Genomic DNA, 385 nt, shown 5'->3' on the forward strand with positions numbered 1-385 from the left:
TGTTCGTTGATTGAAAGTTACGTTTTAAGTTTGTTTACTTCTTGCCGATAGCCCAGTCAGCTTTCTCTGCCTTCTTAGCCTCTTTGTCTTCCTCTTCCAAGGTGAATTCCTTCTTTTTCACGACCTTCAATTGGTTACGGAAGTTGAATTCGGCGGCCTTCTTCTTTAGCTTGGCGAATTTGTTTTCGTATTTGGAAACCTTCTTTAGTGCGGGCTTGACGAATTTGCCTCTGAGGTCGTTGACTTGGGAGTTCAGGTCGGAGATCTCCATATCTTTCCTTTTAACGATGTATTCCAGATCGAATTTTTCATCTTCAAGACGAGCGATGCGTTCATGGTAGTCTTTGCAAACCCTCTTAATAGTATCTTCGTTGGCGTCGTCAAT

The 385-nt window shown here is 42.6% G+C and carries 1 protein-coding gene; it reads right to left on the bottom strand.

Annotated features, from left to right (window positions below):
* Nucleotides 1–34: 34 nt before the first annotated feature.
* Nucleotides 35–385, bottom strand: a 351-nt coding sequence (locus F0L46_RS27915; protein WP_188312170.1) for a troponin, incomplete at its 5' end; no start/stop codon positions are given.

It is taken from the genome of Salinarimonas soli, assembly GCF_008386575.1.
Classification (GTDB): Bacteria; Pseudomonadota; Alphaproteobacteria; order Rhizobiales; family Beijerinckiaceae; genus Salinarimonas_A; species Salinarimonas_A soli.